The organism is Saccharopolyspora spinosa NRRL 18395 (assembly GCF_000194155.1).
Lineage (GTDB): Bacteria > Actinomycetota > Actinomycetes > Mycobacteriales > Pseudonocardiaceae > Saccharopolyspora > Saccharopolyspora spinosa.
In genome coordinates, this window is sequence record NZ_GL877879.1 from 1,921,141 (window position 1) to 1,940,137 (window position 18,997).

General features: G+C 69.5%; 17 protein-coding genes. 2 read left to right on the forward strand and 15 right to left on the reverse strand.

Annotated features, from left to right (window positions below):
* Positions 1 to 46: 46 nt before the first annotated feature.
* From SSPN_RS0128000 to SSPN_RS0128055, 12 genes are all read right to left on the reverse strand, one after another.
* Positions 47 to 1,174, reverse strand: coding sequence for a glycosyltransferase (locus SSPN_RS0128000; RefSeq protein ID WP_010311552.1), 1,128 nt, complete (start codon positions 1,172 to 1,174; stop codon positions 47 to 49).
* Positions 1,171 to 1,953, reverse strand: coding sequence for a response regulator transcription factor (locus tag SSPN_RS0128005; protein WP_237710760.1), 783 nt, complete (start codon positions 1,951 to 1,953; stop codon positions 1,171 to 1,173). Before SSPN_RS0128005 ends, SSPN_RS0128000 begins: the two co-directional genes overlap by 4 nt.
* A gap of 181 nt (positions 1,954 to 2,134) precedes the next feature.
* A complete protein-coding gene (locus tag SSPN_RS0128010; RefSeq protein WP_029535784.1) occupies positions 2,135 to 3,490 on the reverse strand; it encodes a glycosyltransferase family 2 protein in 1,356 nt (451 codons plus the stop codon).
* Positions 3,491 to 3,524: 34 nt separating this feature from the next.
* Positions 3,525 to 4,733, reverse strand: a complete 1,209-nt coding sequence (locus SSPN_RS0128015; RefSeq protein ID WP_010311557.1) for a glycosyl hydrolase family 18 protein — start codon at positions 4,731 to 4,733, stop codon at positions 3,525 to 3,527.
* A gap of 15 nt (positions 4,734 to 4,748) precedes the next feature.
* Entirely contained in the window at positions 4,749 to 5,723 is a 975-nt protein-coding gene (locus tag SSPN_RS0128020; protein WP_029535785.1) for an NAD-dependent epimerase/dehydratase family protein, read from the reverse strand.
* On the reverse strand, positions 5,723 to 6,835 hold the full coding sequence (locus SSPN_RS0128025) for a glycosyltransferase (protein WP_010311559.1): 1,113 nt from the start codon (positions 6,833 to 6,835) through the stop codon (positions 5,723 to 5,725). Before SSPN_RS0128025 ends, SSPN_RS0128020 begins: the two co-directional genes overlap by 1 nt.
* Before the next feature lie 25 nt (positions 6,836 to 6,860).
* Positions 6,861 to 8,195, reverse strand: coding sequence for a sugar transferase (locus tag SSPN_RS0128030; protein ID WP_083822143.1), 1,335 nt, complete (start codon positions 8,193 to 8,195; stop codon positions 6,861 to 6,863).
* Positions 8,192 to 9,415 (reverse strand): NAD(P)-binding domain-containing protein, encoded by a 1,224-nt coding sequence (locus SSPN_RS0128035; RefSeq protein ID WP_010311561.1) that lies wholly within the window; start codon positions 9,413 to 9,415, stop codon positions 8,192 to 8,194. Before SSPN_RS0128035 ends, SSPN_RS0128030 begins: the two co-directional genes overlap by 4 nt.
* Positions 9,412 to 10,734: a carboxylate--amine ligase gene (locus tag SSPN_RS0128040; RefSeq protein ID WP_010311563.1), complete on the reverse strand. Its 1,323-nt coding sequence runs from the start codon at positions 10,732 to 10,734 to the stop codon at positions 9,412 to 9,414. The genes SSPN_RS0128035 and SSPN_RS0128040 overlap by 4 nt, the downstream gene beginning before the upstream one ends.
* Before the next feature lie 13 nt (positions 10,735 to 10,747).
* A complete protein-coding gene (locus SSPN_RS0128045) occupies positions 10,748 to 12,094 on the reverse strand; it encodes a nucleotide sugar dehydrogenase (protein ID WP_010311564.1) in 1,347 nt (448 codons plus the stop codon).
* A gap of 217 nt (positions 12,095 to 12,311) precedes the next feature.
* A complete protein-coding gene (locus SSPN_RS0128050) occupies positions 12,312 to 13,052 on the reverse strand; it encodes a polysaccharide deacetylase family protein (RefSeq protein WP_010311565.1) in 741 nt (246 codons plus the stop codon).
* 166 nt (positions 13,053 to 13,218) lie between these two features.
* Positions 13,219 to 14,943, reverse strand: a complete 1,725-nt coding sequence (locus tag SSPN_RS0128055; protein ID WP_010311566.1) for an amidohydrolase — start codon at positions 14,941 to 14,943, stop codon at positions 13,219 to 13,221.
* Positions 14,944 to 15,226: 283 nt separating this feature from the next.
* Between SSPN_RS0128055 and SSPN_RS0128060 the strand changes: the two genes are divergently transcribed.
* On the forward strand, positions 15,227 to 16,051 hold the full coding sequence (locus tag SSPN_RS0128060; RefSeq protein ID WP_029535786.1) for an LLM class flavin-dependent oxidoreductase: 825 nt from the start codon (positions 15,227 to 15,229) through the stop codon (positions 16,049 to 16,051).
* 59 nt (positions 16,052 to 16,110) lie between these two features.
* Here SSPN_RS0128060 and SSPN_RS0128065 read toward each other — a convergent pair whose 3' ends face one another.
* Positions 16,111 to 17,319 carry a cytochrome P450 gene (locus SSPN_RS0128065; RefSeq protein WP_010311569.1) on the reverse strand — a complete coding sequence of 403 codons (1,209 nt, stop codon included), beginning with the start codon at positions 17,317 to 17,319 and terminating at the stop codon, positions 16,111 to 16,113.
* Between the two features lie 276 nt (positions 17,320 to 17,595).
* Here SSPN_RS0128065 and SSPN_RS0128070 point away from each other — a divergent pair, with 276 nt between their 5' ends.
* A complete protein-coding gene (locus SSPN_RS0128070; RefSeq protein WP_010311571.1) occupies positions 17,596 to 18,486 on the forward strand; it encodes an IS982 family transposase in 891 nt (296 codons plus the stop codon).
* Between the two features lie 44 nt (positions 18,487 to 18,530).
* Here SSPN_RS0128070 and SSPN_RS61825 read toward each other — a convergent pair whose 3' ends face one another.
* Both SSPN_RS61825 and SSPN_RS0128080 read right to left on the reverse strand, forming a co-directional pair.
* Positions 18,531 to 18,659: a hypothetical protein gene (locus SSPN_RS61825; RefSeq protein WP_010311573.1), complete on the reverse strand. Its 129-nt coding sequence runs from the start codon at positions 18,657 to 18,659 to the stop codon at positions 18,531 to 18,533.
* Between the two features lie 131 nt (positions 18,660 to 18,790).
* Positions 18,791 to 18,979 (reverse strand): hypothetical protein, encoded by a 189-nt coding sequence (locus tag SSPN_RS0128080; RefSeq protein WP_010311576.1) that lies wholly within the window; start codon positions 18,977 to 18,979, stop codon positions 18,791 to 18,793.
* Between the last annotated feature and the right edge of the window lie 18 nt (positions 18,980 to 18,997).

Here is an 18,997-nt window from a genome sequence, read left to right on the forward strand (position 1 = left end):
ACCGTCGGTCACTGACGGGCTACGCAGGATGTTCCGAAACCCGTTTTCAGGAACGGGTTCCGTACACCCCGACGAGTGCGTCGGCCAGGGTCGAGGTCCGGTAGCGGTCGCCCAACCGGGAGCGGGCCGTCGTGGCGAGCCGGCCAGCGACGTCGGGTGAGTCCAGCAGGTGCGCCACCGCCGCGGCCAGCAGTTCGGGGCGCCGTGGCGGCACCAGCAGCCCGGTCTCACCGGGAGCGACCACATCGCTGACCGCGTTGACGGTGGTGGCCACCACCGGCACGCCGCACACCATCGCCTCGACGACGGCCAGCGGCAGGCCCTCGTACCGGCTGGGCAGCGCGAACACGTCGAATGCGGGCAGCAGTTCCGCGACGTCGTCGCGCTCGCCCGCGAGCACGACGCGAGCCCCGCTCGCGGCTATGCGCGAACGCATCCGCTCGGTCAGCTCTCCGCCGCCGATCCACACCCCGACCACGCCAGGTCGGTCCAGCAGGCACAGCGCCGTGACGAAGTCCTCCGGCGACTTCTGGAAGGTCAGCCGCCCCACCGCACCGACCACGACGTCCGTCGGTGCCAGCCCGAGCTCCTGCCGGGCGCGCTGCCTGGTCCGCTCGGTGCGCATCGGCACCTCGTGCTCGACGGCCACGCCGATGGTGCGGATGCGATCCGGGGCGATCAGCCCGCGCCGCAGCGCCTCGACCGCCACTCCGGTGCCCACGCACAGGGCGAGGTCGGTGATCCGCCCGAGGCCGCGTTCGATCTCGACGTAGCCGCGGCGACGCAACCCGCTCTGGAACTGGTGGAACGGAAACCCGTGGTAGGTGTGCACGATCCGGTCGACGCCAGCCCGGCGCGCAGAGATCCGGCCAACCGCACCCGCTTTCGAGCAGTGGGTGTGCACGACGTCGAAGCGGCGCCGTTTCAGCAACGCCGTCAGGCGGTGCAGGGCGAGCAGGTCGTGGCCCGGCGAGATGGGCGCGCGCAGCGCGGGCTCCACGATCACCTCCAGCCCGGCGGCTTCGGCTTCGGCCAGCAGCCGGCCGGACCCGGTGATCACCGCGACCTGGTGCGTGGCCGGATCAAGCGCCTTGGCCCCGCGCAGGGCCATCACCCCGGCGCCGCCTTCCAGGCGCGTGATCACCGTGGCCACCCGCAACGGCTCCGCGCTCACCGCTCGCCGGTCCCGTCCGCTTCGCCGTCCGCGCGCAGTCCGGCGGCGCAAGCAACGCTGACCGCCTCCAGCTGGCTGTGCACCCGGAGCTTGGCGAGGATGCTGCGGGTGTGCGTGCGGACGGTCTCGGTGGAGATCAGCAGTTCCTCGGCGATCTGCGCACCCCTCTTACCGGCGACCATGCCGGCGAGCACGTCCCGCTCGCGGTCGCTGAGCACGTCCAGCGGCCCGTTGCGCTGCCCCGCCCGCACGGCGTCCTCGCGCAGTCCGCGCAGCACGGCGCCGAGCAGTTCCGGCGGGTACCAGCTGTGCCCGCGGGGCACCCCGCGCAGCACCTCGGTGAGACCCTCGACGCCGCGTTCCTTCGGTACCCAGGCCGCCGCACCGGCCCGTGCGGCGTCGACGGCCTGCCGAGCATCGCGGCTCCCGGTCAGCACCACGATTCCAGCGGCGGGGCGGACTTCCTGCAAGCGCCGCACCATGCGAGCGGCACCCACCGGTTCCACGTCGACCGTGATCACGTCCGGTCGGGACTGCCGCACCACGTCGGACAGTCGCGGGTCGCTGGTCTGGCAGTGCCCCACGACCCACAGGTCGGGCACCTCCGCCAGCCGAGCGCTGAGAGCCTCAGCCAGCATGAGGTGGTCGTCCACCATGAGCAGCCGCACCACGTCCACAGCCCCAGCTTGAGGCCATCGGGTCGACGAGACCTCCCCCAGCTGCACGAGAACACCCTCCCGCGTGAAGCGCACCTTTGCCCCGTCTGCGTCTGCCTCCACGGATTTCCGCAATTTCCATTGAAATCGAATCTTCGATTTCAATGGAAATTGCGACACCACTGCTCCGGGCGGCCTTGGAATGAGGCGTTGAGGAACTCCGTGGAACTCCGTGGAACTTCGTGGATGCCCTCTCCCACTAGGTCGGGCCCCCACTCGGTCGGGCCCTCACTCGGTCGGGCCTTCACTTGGTCGGGGTCGTGCGCGGGGTGACGGGCGCGTCGATGGTGCGGCGGCCGGGGCTGCGCCACCGTCCAGAGGACTTCGACAGCCACGCCGCCGGTATCGCGTACAGCGCGATACCCGCGTCAAGCACTCGTAGCGCCAGGAAGAAGCATGCGAACAGCAGGAACCTCGGCTGCCGCTGCAACACCGCGACTATGCACGTCAGCACCAGATCCGGGACCACCACACCGAAGAACAGCGCTGGCAGCGTCGCGAAACCGGCGACGAAGTCGTGTACGTCGTCCACGACCGGCACCGCGAGCAACCCGTCGAACAGCAGGGGCACGATCAGCGCCAGCGCCACGAAGGGCAACAGCACCAGCATGAAGCTGCTCGCCAGCATCTCCAACAGCAGCAACGCCAGCATCAGGCTGAACAGGTTGGCCCGCGGCGGGTGCAGCCGGACCGTCTGCCACAGGCCGAGCGACCAGCGCTTGCACTGCTTCACGTAGTCCTTGAAGTTGCCCGGGTCCTGGGTGGCCGCCACCGCCGACGGCGTGAAACCGACCTTCCCGAGCCGTTTCTGGTACACCTCGAAGGTCATGTTGAAGTCCTCGATGACCAGCCCCGGCGGGTTGACCTCGATGCGTGGCAGCACCTCGGCGCGGTACATGCTGGCGAAGCCGGGCACGATGTGGGTGGCGTTGATCCGCCGCCACGTCTGGCCGAACTTCATCAGGTACTGAGTCATGGTGTAGATCCGCTGCCGGTGGAAGGCCACCAGCTTGCCGATCGGCCCGAGCGCGCGGTCCCGCCATGACGTCCTGACGCAGCCCGCCACCGCGACGACCGCGGGATCGTCGAACAGCGGCAGCGCCGCCCGGAAGTAGCCGGGCTCGACGTGCGTGTCGGCGTCCAGCAGCATCACGACCTCGAAGCGATCGACGAGACCGAACCGGCGGATCGCCTCCTGCAGCGCGCCGGCCTTGCCGACGTTGCGCGCCGTGCTGATCACGTGCACCCCGCACGCTTCCGCGAGTTCCACCGTGCGGTCGGTCGAGCCGTCGGAGACCACGTGCACGTTCTCCGGCGGCACGAGGGCGGTGATCGCCTGGATGCTGTCGACGATGACGCGTTCCTCGTTGTGGGCCGGCATCAGCACCGCCACGTCCTCGACGCCCACCCGCGTAGTTCGGTCGTGGCCGTGCTGCCGGTCCCGGCCGACCACGACGCGCTGGCCGGACACCGACGTCGCGCCCCGTTGCTGCCACCAGCGCCGCGTCGAGGAGTCGAGCAGGCGCATCAGCCCGATCAAGCCCCATAGTGTGAAGTTGGTGCCGAACACGGCGATGGCCAGCACCCACCAAGGAATCATCCCGCTCTCCAAAGTAGACGAGTCGCTTACGGTGTCATTGCGCGTCGTCGAGCGGCAGGGTCTGCCGCAGCTCCCGCCACGTTTCGGTGTCTTCGTAGCCGAACATCCACAGGTAGACGCCGCGGATGCCGGAGCCGCGCGCCGCCTCGAACTTCGCCTTGGAGCTGGCGGCGTTCTCGAACCACACCTCGTGCTCCCGCCCCTGCTCGTCGGTGTAGCGGAACCACGGCGACTGCGTCAGCCCGTCGTAGTTGGCCTTCGCCCGGTGCTGGGTGGACAGGCGGAACGCCTGCAGCCAGGTCACCGCGGTGCCGTTGCCATCCACCCAGTCGTAGCCGTACAGCGGCACGCCGAGCACGATTCGCTCCGGCGGGATCTGGGTCTTGGCGTAGTTCAGCGTTTCCCGGACCCAGGTGATCGGCGCGACCGGGCCGGGCGGCGAGGTGCCCCAGTGGTAGTCGTAGCCCATCAGCCGGACCTCGTCGGCCGCCCTGCCGATCGCGGCGTAGTCCTGCGCCACGTTGCGCTCGTCGTATCCGGCGTCGGAGGCCTTCGCGAACACCGCCACCGCCAGCGTCTTCCCCTCATCATCCAGGGCCTTTCCCAGTTCGGTGATGAAGTCGGTGAAGACCTGCCGGTCGCCGGCGCGCAGGTTCTCGTAGTCGATGTCGATGCCCGAGTAGTCCTCGCGCTTGACGAGCTCGACGATCTCGTCGATGTGGGAGCGCCGCTTCGCCGGGTCGTGCAGCATCTTGGCAACCGGTTCGTAAGCCCATTTGCCGTCGGTGATGTTCGCCAGCGACGGCACGATCGGGATGCCCGCCGCGCGCAGCTGCCCGATCTGCCTGCCGACCTCGGCGGCCTGCTCATGCGGGTACTGGTTGGCCAGCCGGCCGTCCTGGCTCAGCCCGTAGATCCAGGGCGAGACCTCGTTGACCGCCTGCCGGTTCTGGGCCACCATCGACGTGCCGTTGTTGAGGTTCCAGAACGGTAGTGATGCGACGGCCAGCGAACCGGGCTGCGGTGGTCCCCCGCCGCGCGGCATCAGCGTCATCACGACGAGCACCACCGCCACCGCGATCAGCGCCAGGAACCAGATCGACCCGCCCAGCCGGCTGACGGTCCGGACCCGGCCCGCGGGGGTGTCCGATGTGGATGGTCGGGATCCGCGGGGCGATCGCGCGGTCGCCGCGGGCCGAGCCCAGTCCATGAGCCGGCGCATCGTATCGGTCTTCTGCCCCATGTCGCCCTCCGCACCTCAAGCCGTCACGGGTTGTCCGGCTCGCACCTGCTCGTCGATCACATCGCGGATGATGTCGTCGAGCGTGCGCTCCGGCCGGAAATCGATCAGCTCGCGCGCGCGGGAGCAGTCCGGGACGCGACGTTGCAGGTCCTCGTACCCCGGCCCGTACGCCTCCTCGTAGGGGACCTGGATGGTGCCGCTGGACGAGTCGGTCATCGCGATGATCCGGGCGGCGAGCTCCTCGATGGACACCTGCTCGGTGTTGCCGAGGTTGACCGCCATGCCCTGCGCCCGGTCCAGCAGCGCCAGCCGCACCAGCGCGGGCACCGCGTCGGCGACGTGGCAGAAGCAGCGGATCTGCTTGCCGGTGCCGAAGATCGTCACCGGCCGGCCCTGCAGCGCCTGCGCGACCAGCCGCGGGATGACCATGCCGTACCGGCCGCTCTGCCGCGGCCCGACGGTGTTGAACAACCGCACGATGACCGCCCTGAGGCCGAGCTCCCGCACGTAGTTGTGGGTGATGCTCTCGTCGATGGCCTTGGCCTCGGAATAGGTCCAGCGCGATTTCAGCGGCGAGCCGATGATCCGGTCGTCGCCCTCGGAAAGCCCGACCTTGTCGTTCTTGCCGTAGATCTCGCTGGTGGAGGCGACCAGCACCCGCGCGTCGTGCCGCAGGGCGGCGTCCAGCACGTTCTCGGTGCCGTGGATGTTTGTCAGCAGCCCCTGCAGGGTGTGTTCCTGGATGACGAACGCGCCGACGGCGGCGGCCAGGTGGAACACCACGTCCGCGTCGGCCATCACCTCGTCGACCAGGGCCCCGTCCAGGATGCTGCCCTGCACCATCCGCAGGTTCCGATCGCTGACCGGGAGGTTCTCGACACGCCCGGTGCTCAGGTCGTCGAGCCCGACCACCTGGTGGCCGTCCGCGAGCAGCCGTTCGACCAGGTGGGATCCGATGAAACCGGCTGCGCCGGTGACCATTGCGCGCATCACGACCTCCCCACCGGCACGGCGCCGCCGCGCCGCTGCCACAGCCGCGCGTACAGGTCGTCGATGCGGTCGGTGACCGCCTCGATACCGTAGGCCCGGCGGATCGCGGGCTCGTCGGCGCGCGGCCGGGCGGCCAGGATCTCGGAGGCGATCTCCGCGCGCATCCGCTCCGCGTTACCGGCCACCTGGCGGGCCCGGTCGGTCTCGATGCCGATCAGCGCCGGGCAGGTGGTGTAGAGCACCGGGATGCCGTTGGCCATCGCCTCCAGCACGGACAGGCCGAAGGTCTCCTGCTCGGAGGAGGCGATGAACAGGTCCAGCGCGGACAGCATCGCGGCGACGTCGTGCCGCTGCCCGGCGAAGATCACGTGCTCGGCGACGCCGTGCTCGCGGGCCACCGCCTCCAGCCGCGCCCGGTCCGGCCCGTCGCCGACGATCAGCAGCTTGGTCTCCTGGCCCAGCATCGGGGCCATCGAGTCGATCACCAGGTTGAAGCGCTTGTTCGGGTCCAGGCGACCGAGCACGCCGACCACGTAGGCCTGGTCGCTGATCCCGTGCTCGCGGCGCACCCGGGCGCGCGCGGCCCCGTCGAACTCGACCCGGCCGAAGTCGACGCCGTTGGGGATGACGGTGATCTTGCGCGCGGGCATGCCCCAATTGCGCAACCGCTCCGCGACGGTTTCGGAAACCGCGATGGTGGCGTCCGAGCACAGGTCGGTGCCCAGGTAGAGCGCCCGGACTCCGAGGGTCATGCGCCGGCGCTCCAGGTGGGTTTCGCCGATGGAGTGCTCGGTGGAGACCACCACCTTGGTGCCGGCCAGCCGGGCCGCGAGCCGCCCGTACACGCAAGCCCGGTACAGGTGGGTGTGCACCACGTCGTAGCGGCCTTCGCGGATCACGTCACGCAGCCGCAGCATGGCGCCGACCTGGGTGTTGCGGGTCATGCCGAGGTCGCGCACCCGCACCCCGTCGCCGTTGATCATCTGGGCCACGTCACCTGGGTTGTACAGCGAAACCACGTCGGAGTCGTGCTTGGTGTGCTGCAGGATCGACCGCAGCTGCAGCTCGGCGCCGCCGACACCGAGCCCGGTGATCACGTGCAATACCTTCATTGCTTCCCCCATTTGGTCTTCCGGGTCATTTCTCGCAGCGGCGCGGGCGTTGGCGTCGGGTTCCGGCCGCCCGCAGGACGATCGCGGCCGTGCGGGCCACGATCACGGCGTCCCACCACGGCGACCAGTACTCGATGTACTGGTTGTCGAACCGCGCCCGGTCCGGGATGGACGTGTCGCCGTGCAGGCCCTGCACCTGCGCCCAGCCGGTCATTCCGCCGCGCATCCGGTGCCGGTCGGCGTAGCGCGGGATCTCCCGCCCGAACCGCACCGCGTAGTACGGCCGCTCCGGGCGGGGCCCGACCAGCGACATGTCGCCGCGCAGTACGTTGACCAGCTGCGGCAGCTCGTCGAGGTGCGTGCCGCGCAGCCAGCGTCCGAGCGCGGTGCACTGGTCGGCGGTCACCGACCAGTGCTGCCCCAGGTCGCCGTTGACGGTGCGGAGCTTGACGACCTCGCTGGTCCGCCCGGTCCGCGTCACGCGCAGCTGGCGGAAGAACGTCCTGCCGCCACCGCTGAGCGCGACCAGCGCGGCCAGTACCAGCAGCAGCGGTCCCGACACCAACAACATCAGTCCGCTGAGGACTACATCGGAAGCGCGCTTGACCAGCGCGCCCGCGCGACTGTGACCGAAGCGGCGCAGCGGGATCAGCGGCACGCCCCAGATCTCGTCCATGCTGGCGCGCGGCAACGCCATGCCCAGCTCGTGCAGCCGGGGCACGACGCAGACATCCGCCAGCAGCGGGCGGCAAACGCGGACCAAGGCGACCAGGTACGAGTCGTCTGAGCACACGATCACCCGGGTGATGCGCTGCGCGGCAAGGATTTCCGCCAACCCGCTCGGCTGGGTGAGCAACCGGGGCCGCAGCCCGAACTCGGGATGGTCGGCCGCCAGCTCGGCGACTTCCCCGGCCAGCGCGTCGGATCCGACGATCAGCGTCGGCTCGTTGAGCAGCCCGCGCCGATACCCGCCGCGCAGCACCGAGTACAGGCCACCGCGAGCCACGAGCAGGCCGGCCAACCCTGAGACGCCCATCAGGAGCAGCGCATCGCCGGAGTGCCACGGCAGCAGCAGCACCAGCGGTGCACCGGCCGCGACCGCGAGCTGCGGCAGCTGGTCCGACACCCGCAGGCAAATCCGCAGCCGGTGCTGGCCCTGCGCGGCCAGCACCACGAGCGCCGCCAGCGCGAAACCCGCGCCGAACAGCCAGTGCACGCCGACCACCGGGATCAGCACCACCAGCACTGCGATGTCGACGGCTGGCAGCAACCAGCCCCCGACCTGCCGCCGCACCCGCAGCCCGTGGCCGCTCGCGGCGAGCGGCCACGGCTGCGCCACGGCGGGTTCGGTCACGCTCATCCGGCACCCCCGACGACCACCGGCCGCGCCGTGGTCGCGTCGATCCGGGCGGTCATCATCCGAACCGCGTAGTCGGCGCCGTAGACGAACCGCATGACCGGCCCGTGGCTCGGTGCCACCAGCGGCCCGGCGAAGTACAGGCCCGGCACCGACGACTCGAAGTCCTTGCCGACGCGCGGCGTTCCGTCGATCGTGCGGATGGCCGACCGCAGCCCGGCCGACAGCATCGGCAGCCGGGTGATCTCCGGCGGGTAGCCGGTGGCGCAGATGACGTGGTCCGCGGTGAACTCGCGGACCTCGCCGCCGACGTGCACCCCGAGCCGCACCTGATCGCCGGTGGCCTTTGCCCAGTCCAGCCGGTGCCCGACGTGCACCGGGAAGCGGCCCTCGACCCGCTCACGCAGCCACCAGCCTCCGGCCGGTCCGAGCGCGGTGCGCGCCCGGTAGATCCTGGTCGCCCTGGGCAGGTGCCGGAACACCTTCGGGTGCTCGGAGTAGAACCAGGTGGACAGCCCCGAACCGAGCCCGGCCTCCGGCTCGCGCATCCGGCTCCACAGCGGACGATCCGGGAGCAGCGGTTTCCCGTTCCACGCGATGCTCGGCGCGCGCGCAACCAGCCGCGCGTTGGCGCCGTTCTCGTACAGCAGCGCCGCAGTCTCCAGCGCGGACTGCCCGGCACCCACGACGATCACGTCCTGACCGTCGAAGGAGCTCAGGTCGTCGTGCACCGAGCTGTGTGTGCAAAGCTCGGCAGGCAGTTCGGAGAACACCCCCGGGATCCGCGCGAAGTACTCGACACCGACCGCGACCACCACCTGGCTCGCCTCGACGCGCTCCCCGCTGCTCAACGTCAGCTCGAACCGGCCCGGCCGCTGCTCGATGTCGGAGACCAGCTCCTCCTCCACGTCGAGGCCGCGGCCCTGCTGGAACCACTCGCCGTAGTCAACGAAGTTCTCCAGCGACACCGGCACGCCGTAGTCCGCGTAGCGGCGCCCGGTCTCCAGGCAGAAGTTGCGCAGCGTGTGCGTGCCGTCCGGGTCGGACAGGTTCGAGGCGAAGCCCTGCGACTTCAGGTACATGCCGCGCGGCATGTGGGCGCGCCACAGGTTCATCGGCAACCCGAACTGCCGGTAGGACAGGCCGGCCCGGCGCAGGTGCGCCGCCAGCGACAGGCCGTAGGGCCCGGCACCGACGATGGCAACGTCAACGAGATCGCTCATCTGCACTCCTCGAACAGCCGCTTGCGGCGGCGTCTGATCGGTTTCCCCAGGGCGTGATTGCGCCCCGGGACGTACTGGGGCTCGGCGAGCGCTGGATGTCGGGTGCGGCGGTGCAACGGCAACGGCCGGGCAACCGCGCGGCAGACCATCCAGAGGCACATCAGGACGAACGGCAGCAGGTCGTCGCGGGCGAACCAGGCAGTCTCGTCCACGCCGCGCATCGACGACGCCCAGGACCGCAACCCCAGTTCGCCGCGGCACAAATACCGCAGCGCCGCGATCGGGTCGTAGTTCTCCACCAGGAACCGCCGGCCAACCGGTTGCCGGCCCGCCGGGACCTCCTGCCCCGTGAGGTCCAGGTAGGACGCGAGCGCGACGTCCACGCCCGCGTCGTCGCGGAACAACCGGAACTGGGCGCCCAGCCGCGGGTTGAAGTCCAGCAGCTTGTAGCGCCGGTCGCGGGCGTCCCACCGGAAATCGAGGTCCACGATGCCGCTGAACGCCAACTGCTCCAGCAGCTTCGCGGATTCCTTCAGCAGAGCCTCGTTCTCCACGCAGCGCCCGAGGCTGGTCAGCCCCGCGTGCGCGGGATAGGAGCGCTCCTTGACGCCGGTGAAGGCCGGGCGACACACCGACGCGGCGTCGCAGTAGCCGTGGAAGAACCAGTCGTGCCCCGGCCCGCCCGGGATGAACTCCTGCAGCATCAGGCCACCGACGGCGGCGTCCCCGCAGCGGCCGTAGAGCTCGGCCAGCTCCTCCTCATCGCGGACGATCGTGGTGCTGCGCACCCCGCCCGGCGCCCCGAGCCACGGCGCGGAAAGCTTCGCCACCAGCGGATACCCCACCTCGTCCGCGAATTCCAACGCCTCGTCCCACGCGCCGATCAGCGTCGCCTCCGCGCACGGCACGTCCAGTCGGCGGCACAACTGGAACATCGAGTACTTCCCGGCCAATTGGCGCGGAAGATCGCGGGCCGGCTGGGCGAACCGGAAGTACGGCCGCAGCGGGTCACCGTGCTCGGCCAGGAAGATCGCGGCCGCGTCGTCGGTGGGGATCAGCACCGACGGCCGGCCGATCCGATCGGCCAGCTGCGCGAGCCCGTCGCGGATCCGGTCGGTCTCCGCCGGATCCGGGCTCCACAGCCAACGCCCGCGCAGGTAGCGGGAATGCGCGGCCGGGGCCAGGGAATCCTCTTGCACGGCGTACACCGGCACCCCGACCCGGCCGAGGCTGCGGATCACCCCGAGTCCGCCGTGGTGCATGACATTTGGATCGAGTTTGAACACCACCGCGGGCGTGGACGTGTCGAAGGGGAGCATCGGCGCCATCCCCTCACAGCACGCGCCGGTGCGGCACGGCGTCGAACTGGTAGGTCGCGTCGAGCACCTGCGGGCAGTCCCGCGCCCAGCCGTAGTCGACGCCGGGGTGCAAGGTGTGCAGCACGGTGACGTCCCAGTCCCGGCCGCGCGGCGCCGGCTCGCTGACCATCCGGGTGCCGTCGGCCAGGGTGATCTCCGGCAGCAGCGGGTCGAAGTAGTGCACGGCGATCCCGATCCGGCGCAGCCCGGCGAGGATCGGCAGCGCCGGGGACTCACGGAGGTCCCGCACACCCGCCTTGTAGCTGACCCCGGCGACCACCACCCGGGCCCCGGAGTGGTCGATACCCGCGTCGCCGAGCATCTCCACCACGCGCTGCACCACCTGGCCGGGCCGCTGGTCGATCGAGCGCATCGCCTGTTCGATGACCGGCGCCGAGACGCCTTCCCGCCGCAGCTGCCACAACAGGTAGTACGGGTCGCACGGGATGCAGTGCCCGCCAACCCCGGGCCCCGGGAAGCTGCCCAGGAACCCGTACGGCTTGGTCCCGGCCGCGATGGTCACCTCGATCGGGTCCAGTCCGAGCACCGAGCACGCGTCGGCCATCTCGTTGGCCAGTGCAAGGTTCACCGCGCGGAAGATGTTCTCGTAGAGCTTGGTCAGTTCGGCAGCCTCCGGCGAGCTCACCAGGTACACCGAATCGGTCATCCGCGACACGACCTCGGCGGCCCGATCGGCGCACCGCGGTGTGACGCCTCCGACGACGCGCGGAGTCTCCCGTTGCACGTGGTCGAAGTTGCCGGGGTCGATGCGCTCCGGGCTGAACGCGACGTGCACGTCGGTGCCCACTCGCATGCCCCGCTGCTCCAGCGGCTCGACCAGCAGCTGCCGGGTGGTGCCCGCGAAAGTCGTCGAGGTCAGGATGATCGTCTGACCGCGGCGGGCGAACGCGACGACGGTCTCGCAGGCCGCCCGCAAGGCGGTCAGGTCCGGCTGGTGCGCGGTGTCGACCGGCGTCGGCACGCACACGATCACCGCGTCCGCGCCGGCGAGCACCGACGGATCGCAGGACAGCTGTAGGTCGCCGGCGGCCAGTGAAGCAGTCAATGCGCGCCGCTCCAGCTCGGGCATGTCCACCTCGCCGGCCTTGATGGCCTGCAAGCGGTCCTCGCTGATGTCGAAGCCGATGACCTGAGCCGTCGGCGACTGCAGCGCGCACGCGGTGGGCAATCCCACGTAGCCCAACCCGACGACGACCACCGATTCGGTGCGTTCGGGCATCCTCGGCTCGAACGCGATCAGCCGGTCCGCCAACAGGCGTTCCCGGCCGTTGACCGCCAACGCAAGCGGATGTTCAGTCACGGTTCCTCCCCCAGTTCGCCGTGCTCAAAGCACTCTCGCACCTTGTTACCGACCGGTTCTCCCACAGCGGGGGGAGCGCGCTTACCGAATCCTGACGAGTCCCGCGGATCAGTCCGGCGCAGCGGCGCGGAAACATGACGAATTCGCGCGAAATCGCAGTACCCGTCACCGGATTGGGGGCGATTTCACGCGAATTCGACGTTTCGCGCGCGAACCTCTAGCGCTTGATCTTCAGCTCGTGGCGCAGTCGCTTGGCCAGCAGTCGCAGCGAGCCGTCCCGGTCCCCCACGTAGGTGCGTGGCAGGGCGTGCCGACTGGACAGCGGCGAACGCCAGATCGCGCAGGCGTAGTCGTACCCGGCCGCCTCGACCGTGTTCATCACCCGCAGGTCGACATCGCCGTACGGGTAGCAGAATCCGCTCACGTCCTGGCCGGTGAGTTCGCTCAGCAGCTCCCGGCTCTCGGCCACCTCTACGATCAGCTCGCCATCGTCCAATTCGGACATCCGCTGGTGCAGCATCCCGTGCGAGCCGACCTCCATCCCCGCGTCGGCGACCTCGCGGATCTCCTCGGAAGTCAACAACCGCTTGCGCGGGCCATCGGCGTCCCAGGCATTGTGCCCGCCGGGCCGCCCGGCGATCACGAAAACGGTCGCGGTGCAGCCGTGCTTCAACAGCGCTGGCTGTACATTGTGGACGAAATCCGTGTAGCCGTCATCGAAGGTCAAGCCGACCAAACCACGTCCACCCCCGGTCCGGCGCGCCTGCATCAGCTCGCGCATCGACACCCCGCGCAGCCCGTTGCGGCGCAACCAGCGCAGCTGGCGGTCGAAGCGCTGCGGATCGACGGTCACCAGGTACGGATCGCGGGCATAGGTGGCCACCGAGTGGTACATCAACACGTACGGGAACGGACGTTCGGTACCGGTCCGGACCCAATTGCTAACGGTCTGCGTCATGACGTGGCCGCTTTCCTCGGCAGCAGGTGCCGCAAACGCTAGGCGCGCGGCAGCGCACCAGGATCCGGCCACTGCGGTAAGCCCACTACCGCATCGGCAGGATTTTCACCTGGAAGGGGCCCGATTTCGCAAAGAACTGACCGCCACCCGGGTGAGCCTCGGCAGATCAGAGCGCTCCGTACTCGCCGACGCGGCGGCCGCCCACCCAGGTCTGCAGGGTCTTGGTCTGCCAGCGAGCCCTGCCGGGCGGCGGGTCCAGCGGGTCCTGGTCGAGGATGACGAAGTCCGCCCACTTGCCCGGCTCCAGACCGCCGAGCACCCGTTCCTGGTGCGCGGCGAACGCGGCGTCGAGGGTGAACGAGCGCAACGCCTCCTCCGGGCTCATCGACTGCTCCGGGTACCACCCGCCGACGGGCTGACCGTCGCGGTCGGTGCGGGTGACCGCCGCGTGCAGGCCGTCGAAGGGATTTTCCGAGGACACCGGGAAATCCGAGCCGGAGGCGATGGTGATGCCCTGGTCGAGCATGGTCCGCCACGCGTAGGCACCCGCGATGCGGCCGTGTCCGACGCGCTTCTCCGCCATGTTCATGTCGTCGGTGGCGTGCACCGGCTGCATCGAGGCGATGATGCCGCGCGCCCGAAGTCGCGGAATGTCTTCCACCGCAAGGACTTGCGCATGCTCGATGCGGTGCCGCATGCCGCCGCCGACTTCGGCCATGACCGCTTCGTAGGCGTCGAGCACCATTCGGTTCCCAGCGTCGCCAATGGCGTGCGTGGCGACCTGGAAGCCGGCCCGCATCACCTGTGTGACACGGTTCTTCAGCTCGGCGGTGTCCAGCTGCGGCAGCCCGGAGTTGCCCGGATCGTCGGCGTAGGGCTGGAGCATGGCCGCGCCGTGGCTGCCGAGCGCGCCGTCGATGTAGAGCTTGACGGTGCGAACGCGCAGCATGTCGTTGGCGGCGGAGTCGGTGCGCGCCTTCGTGCCGAGCTCGTGGAAGGCGTCGTAGGTCAGGAACGAGTTGGTGCGGATGGTCAGCTCGCCGGAGTTCGCGAGCTGGTGCAGCACCGCGAGTTCGGCGGCGCTGGTGCCCGCATCGCTGACCGAGGTGAGCCCGACCTCGTTGAGCTTGCGCTGCGCGGCGAGGAAGTTCTGCTTGATGTTCTCGACCGTCGGCTTCGGCAGGTGCTGTTCGACGAGGCCCTGCGCCGCATCGACGAAGGCCCCGGTCGGGGTGCCATCGGGCCCGCGCACGATCTCGCCGCCGGGCGGGGTCTGGGTGTCGCGGGTGACGCCGACCTGCCGCAACGCGGCCGAGTTCGCCACCCCGGCGTGCTCGTCGACCCGGACCAGCCACACCGGCCGGTCGGGCACAACCGCGTCCAGGTCCGCCGCCGACGGCAGCCGGCCGAGTCCCCAGATCACGTCGTTCCAGCCGCGCCCGAGGATCCACTGCCGCTCCGGGTGCTGCGCGGCGAAGATCTTGAGCGCCTGCATCGCCTCTTGCAGGGACTTCGTCCCGGCGAGGTTGAGCTGCGAGACGTTGGCACCGAGCTGCCCGAAGTGCCCGTGCGCGTCGTGCAGACCGGGGATCAGCACGCGACCGCGCCCGTCGATGCGCTCCGCACCACCGGCGCTACCGACGTCGAGCCCGCCGACTCGGCCGTCCGCCTCGATCAGGAGGCTGCCGAACGCGCGCGGCCCGTCCGCGGTCAGGGTGAAGCCCCGCACGTTGTCGATCAGCTTCCGCCCGCCCGGAGACCCCGCGCCGGTATCACCGCTCGCGCAACCAGCGGAGACCGCCGCTCCGGCGGCGGTCAGCCCGGCCAGCTTCAGGAACTGCGCGCGGGAGATCCGGAGCTGTGGGGAAGGCCGACAGCACTCCTGACACATCGCCGAACCTCCGTTGGCCGCGCTCGGTTGATCATCTGCCAGGCGAACGTAATTCGAAGCCCTTGGGCAGTCAATGAACCGGTGGAGGGGCGATGCACCACCGATCCTCGTGCCCAGCCCCGGCTGGCGGTTCCGGAAATCGGGTGTGCGGTGGGCGGCGGCTGCGATAGCCTGGCGGCACTCTGATCAGGTTCCCCAGGAGTGCGCCGCAGAACGGGAACGCGCTTGCGCGAAACGAGGGGGCGGCACAGGCGTTCACCCTGCCCTTTTGGAGGCGCAAATCATGCGGATCGGCCTCGGCCTGCCCATCGCCGACCCCACCGCCCTGCTGACGTGGGCGCAACGGGCGGATGACGGCCCGTTCAGCACGCTCGGCCTGCTGGACCGCCTGGTGTACGACAACCCCGAACCCCTGGTGACACTCGCGACTCTGGCCGGTGCGACGCGGCGCATCCGGGTCCAGACCGAGGTGCTGCTGGCGCCGCTGCGCCAGACCCCGCTGCTGGCGAAGCAGAGCGCAACTCTCGCCCAGCTGAGCGGAAATCGCTTCACCCTCGGCATCGGTGTCGGGGGCCGCGAGGACGACCACGCCGCCGCCGGTGCGGACATCAGGCGCCGCGGCCGGATTCTCGACGCCCAGTTGGAGGTCATGCACCGGCTCTGGGCGGGCGAGCCCCACAGCGACGAGGCCGGCCCGATCGGCCCGGCTGTCCGGCCGGAGGTCCTGTTCGGCGGCTTCGTCCCGGCGGCGATCGACCGGGTCGGCCGCTGGGGCGACGGTTTCCTGGCGGCCGGCCCGCTGGAGCACGTGGAAACGACCTTCCGCCTCGCCGAAAAGTCTTGGCAGACCTACGAGCGCCCGGGCAAGCCCCGCCTGGTCGGTCAGCTCAACGCGGCTATCGGCCCGGACTCGGTGGCCGACGAAGCCCGGTCCGAAATGACGGAGTACTACGGCAATACGAACTTCGCGAACGCCTTGGTCACCACCCCGGACGACCTGAAGGCCCAACTTCAACGCCTCGAGGACCTCGGCGCCGACGAGGCGATGCTCTACTGCTGGTCCCCCGACCCGGACCAGGTCGACCGCTTCGCCGACGTCACGGCGTGACGCCGAGGAGTCGTGCGTGGCAAGAACCGGCATTGCCGCACGACCCCGTCGGACCCGGATCACCAGGCGACGGGCAGGGACTCGGGGCCCCGGTTGATCGTTCCGCGACGCCAGCGCATCTCCTCCGAACCGCACGCCAGGCGCAGTTGTGGGAAGTGCCGCAGCAGGCTGGAGATCACGACCTGCGCTTCCATCCTGGCGAGTGCGGCTCCGGCGCAGAAGTGGGTGCCGTGCCCGAATGCGACGTGCGGGTTGTCGCCGCGTTCGATGTCCAACCGGTGCGGGTCGGCGAAGATCCCCGGATCGCGGTTGGCCGCGAGGTATGAGACGTACACGGCCTCGCCCTCCGCGACGGTGACATCGCCGAGGCGGATGTCCTCCGTGGCGATGCGCGGCAGGCCGACGCCGTTCCGGTGCGGCACATACCGGAACAGCTCTTCGATCGCCTGCTGCACCCGGCCATCGCCGAGCAGCGCGTGCTGCTCGGGGTGGGTGAGCAGCGCGTAGATCATGCTCGAACTGTTGTTGCGGACCGCGTCCATGCCGTTGAGCTGCAGGATGACGGCCAGGGAGATCAGCTCGGCCTGGCTGAGCTCGCCCGCCGTCCGCGCGGCGACCAGACCGCTGAACACGTCATCGCCCGGCTTCCTCCGGGACCGCTCGGCCAGGTCGGTGAAGTACTGGCGGAGCTCGGACTTGACGGCGTCCGCTTCGACGCGGGAATGTCTGCTGGACAACAAGATCTGCCGCCAGGAGTGCATCTGCGGCCAGTCCAGGCGGGGCACGCCCATGAGCTCGCTGATGACCTGTGTGGACAGTGGTCCCGTGAAGGAGCCGACGAGGTCCGCGGGCGGGCCTTGCGCGGCCACGCGCTGGAGCAGGTCGTCCGCGATCCGCTCCGCCCGCGGCCGGATCGCTTCCACCCGGCGCGGGGTGAAGCTCTGCGAGAGCAGCCGCCGTAGGCGGGTGTGATCGGGAGGATCGGTGCGCCCGATGCCGCCGGGGAGCCCGACGACGTGCGGAGTCATGCTGGTGACGGGTCTGTCGACGGTGGCGGCGCGGCTGAGCCCGGGATGCGAGGCGACGGTCCTGACGTCCTCGTGCCGGGTGACCAGCCAAGCGTCGCCCTCGCCAAAGCGGAGCCGGATCCGAGCGACCGGCTCCTCCCCGAGAAGCCTGGTGAGGAACGGATCGAAGTCAAGCCCATCGAGGTCGTCGACGGCCCACAAGTGCGCGACACGATCGGAGCCCGGCTGCACACCGCTCATGCGTGGCCTCCTCCACAAGGCAGCCGTACCAGCACGAATGACCGCCACACGGTTCCCAACACGACGACCTCCAGCGTCGCGCCAGCTCCCCCGGACCGCCTCCCAAAGCCCCCGATCCAGTGGCCGCACCGAAGCCGCGAGCGAAAGTTGCAACTCCTGGGCTGCTACGGCCACCCCACGGGCTCACGTGAGCTCACCTAGATGATTGATTCCGTGAAGATCATGTGAAGTGGGGCCGGGATGTGGACATGGGAGGAGGGCGTCCAAGATCAATGTGTGAGCAATGACCTAGACACCCTCCTGACCGCACTGTACGTGCTGGTCGACGACCATGTGGCGCCAGCCCGTACCGGCCGTGGTCGCCGACCCGAACTGACCGACAGCGAACTCGTGTGCCTGGCGGTGGCCCAGGTACTGCTGGGTTACCACAGCGAACGCCGCTGGATTCGGCATATCCACAGCACTCCGCAGTGGCGGGCGATGTTCCGCTTCCTGCCGAAACAGTCCGGCTATCACAAACGGCTCAAATCTGCGGAACCGTTGCTGTGCAAAACCATTCTCATACTGGCCTCGTGCTGCCCGTCCTGGTTCGACGATCTGTGGATCACCGATGCCACCCCCGTGCCCTGCGGCATGTCCCGGGAAACCGTCAAACGGTCCGATCTGGCCGGGCACGCCGGCTACGGCTACTGCGCCTCCCACTCCCGGTTCTACTGGGGCCTCAAGCTCTACCTCGTCTGCACCGGCGACGGCATGCCGATCATGTGGTGCCTGGCCCACCCCAAAATCGGCGAACGCCAGGTCCTCGCCGCGCTGCTCGACCACAACCACCCACTCATCCGAGACGGCCAAGTCCTCTTGGCAGACAAGGGATTCTCCGGCAAATCCTTCAAGGAACTCACCGAGGAAAAGGCTGTGCGTCTGCTGCGCCCGGACCGCAAGGACGAGACCTATCGCAACGGCAACCTCGGTGGCGTACGCCAGTGGATCGAGTCAGTCAACCAGACCCTCAAAGGCCAACTCGGCCTCGAACATCACGGAGGCCGCACCCCAGCCGGCGTATTCACCCGCGTCGCCCAACGCCTGCTCGCCATGGCAGCCGGCATCTGGCACAACTGGACCACCGGCGTGACCAGCAAACGATCACTCATTGCCTACGACCACTAACACCAACTTCACGGAATCAATCATCTAGGCAAACGCCACCGGGTTCAGGAGACAACCGTGATCCCCGTGTCCGTTCGGGTGCAGAGCGCGCCATCGGCGACGAGCAACGGTCCGCTTCCCTCTTGCAGCGCGTCGTCCTCTTCCGACTCCCAAATGATCAGCCCGGTCTGCATTGAGATCATCCCACGATCGGACTAAGGGGCCGGTTGCGTCGTCCAGGTGTCCTGGCGCCGTGGGCTACTCGCGCGAGTTCTGCCGCGAACGCCAGGTTGTCCTCGGCCGTGAGCGCTCCATCCGAGCGGCTTTAGGAATGCAGATTGCCGATCTCCACGGCGTCGAACCCCGCCGCCGAACATGCCTCGATCGTTTGGCCCCGGATTTCGCTCAGCCGGCGGCGCTGGTCCGCCGTCGAGGTGTCGACGGTGCGCCCTGCGCCTAGCTGGATGGGGCCGAGCTGGGCGAGGGGCACTCGGTGACCGATCCAGTTGGTCACCGAGTGCCCCTCATGCCG

Bases quoted from the DNA above. Each gene is read 5' to 3' on its own strand.
- SSPN_RS61825 (WP_010311573.1), bottom strand. From the start codon at position 18,659: ATGCAGACCGGGCTGATCATTTGGGAGTCGGAAGAGGACGACGCGCTG.
- SSPN_RS0128055 (WP_010311566.1), bottom strand. From the start codon at position 14,943: ATGTGTCAGGAGTGCTGTCGGCCTTCCCCACAGCTCCGGATCTCCCGC.
- SSPN_RS0128015 (WP_010311557.1), bottom strand. From the start codon at position 4,733: ATGGGGCAGAAGACCGATACGATGCGCCGGCTCATGGACTGGGCTCGG.
- SSPN_RS0128040 (WP_010311563.1), bottom strand. From the start codon at position 10,734: ATGCTCCCCTTCGACACGTCCACGCCCGCGGTGGTGTTCAAACTCGAT.
- SSPN_RS0128030 (WP_083822143.1), bottom strand. From the start codon at position 8,195: ATGAGCGTGACCGAACCCGCCGTGGCGCAGCCGTGGCCGCTCGCCGCG.
- SSPN_RS0128065 (WP_010311569.1), bottom strand. From the start codon at position 17,319: ATGAGCGGTGTGCAGCCGGGCTCCGATCGTGTCGCGCACTTGTGGGCC.
- SSPN_RS0128050 (WP_010311565.1), bottom strand. From the start codon at position 13,052: ATGACGCAGACCGTTAGCAATTGGGTCCGGACCGGTACCGAACGTCCG.
- SSPN_RS0128035 (WP_010311561.1), bottom strand. From the start codon at position 9,415: ATGAGCGATCTCGTTGACGTTGCCATCGTCGGTGCCGGGCCCTACGGC.
- SSPN_RS0128025 (WP_010311559.1), bottom strand. From the start codon at position 6,835: ATGAAGGTATTGCACGTGATCACCGGGCTCGGTGTCGGCGGCGCCGAG.
- SSPN_RS0128060 (WP_029535786.1), top strand. From the start codon at position 15,227: ATGCGGATCGGCCTCGGCCTGCCCATCGCCGACCCCACCGCCCTGCTG.
- SSPN_RS0128010 (WP_029535784.1), bottom strand. From the start codon at position 3,490: ATGATTCCTTGGTGGGTGCTGGCCATCGCCGTGTTCGGCACCAACTTC.
- SSPN_RS0128020 (WP_029535785.1), bottom strand. From the start codon at position 5,723: ATGCGCGCAATGGTCACCGGCGCAGCCGGTTTCATCGGATCCCACCTG.